1 protein-coding gene is annotated in these 932 nt (G+C 63.1%); it reads right to left on the reverse strand.

Features of this window, described 5'->3' with window-relative positions:
• Positions 1-36: 36 nt before the first annotated feature.
• On the reverse strand, positions 37-873 hold the full coding sequence (gene istB / locus GPA21_RS20280) for an IS21-like element helper ATPase IstB (protein ID WP_168989861.1): 837 nt from the start codon (positions 871-873) through the stop codon (positions 37-39).
• Positions 874-932 lie beyond the last annotated feature (59 nt).

The following is a 932-nucleotide window of genomic DNA, read 5'->3' on the forward strand; positions in this document are numbered from 1 at the left end:
TGTCAAGGGCAAGCGAATTTTCCCCAGTGTGGTAATTCAAATTTCCCCACCCGGTTGGGTTTGCTCGTCAAATGAGCGGACGAGTCCGGATTTGAGCTTCTCCTTGAGGCGATAGGAGTTGCCGCGGATATTGAGCGTCACGGCGTGATGCAGGAGGCGGTCGAGAATCGCGGTGGCGATGACGCGATCGCCGAACACCTCGCCCCAGGCCCCGAAGCTCTGGTTGCTGGTCAGGATCATCGGACCACGCTCATAGCGGCGGCTGATCAGCTGGAAGAAGAGATTGGCGCCGATGCGCTCGATCGGCAGGTAGCCGATCTCGTCGATGATCAACAGGCGCGGCGTGGTGTAGAGCTTGAGCTTCTCGTCGAGTCGGCCTTCGGCAAGCGCCTTGGTCAGCGTCGCGATCAGCTGTGCCGCGGAAGTGAAGAGCACCCGATAGCCGGCCTCGATCGCCTTGATGCCGAGCGAGACCGCCAGGTGGGTCTTGCCGACGCCTGGCGGGCCGAGGACGATCACATTGTCCCCGTGTTCGATGTAGTGGCAGCTGGCCAGCGCGAGCACCTGGCGCTTGTCGATCGAGGGCTGATAGGCGAAGTCGAAGGTCTCCAGCGGCTTGACGAAGGGAAAGCGTGCCATGGCCGTGCGCATCGATACGTTCTTCGCGGTCTTGGCCGCAACCTCCTCGCCGAGCACCCGTTCGAGGAAATCGGCGTAAGGCAGATCCTCGGCGGCGGCATGCTGCAGCAGCGCCTCCAGGCGCTCGGCGCTCTTTTGCAGTCGCAGCTTGTGCAAATGCCCACCGAGGCGCTCGAGCTGTGCCGGGGTGGGAAGCACGGCGCCGGGTGCGGACCGGTTCGTGGCCTTGGTCATCATGCCCCCTCCTGTCGGTTGTGCACGACACCGGTGTGGAACAGATGGTCGTAGAGCGC

The organism is Azoarcus taiwanensis (assembly GCF_012910885.1).
Lineage (GTDB): Bacteria > Pseudomonadota > Gammaproteobacteria > Burkholderiales > Rhodocyclaceae > Azoarcus_F > Azoarcus_F taiwanensis.

Excerpts from the sequence above, each read along its gene's own strand:
- istB (WP_168989861.1), bottom strand. The coding sequence starts at position 873 with ATGACCAAGGCCACGAACCGGTCCGCACCCGGCGCCGTGCTTCCCACC.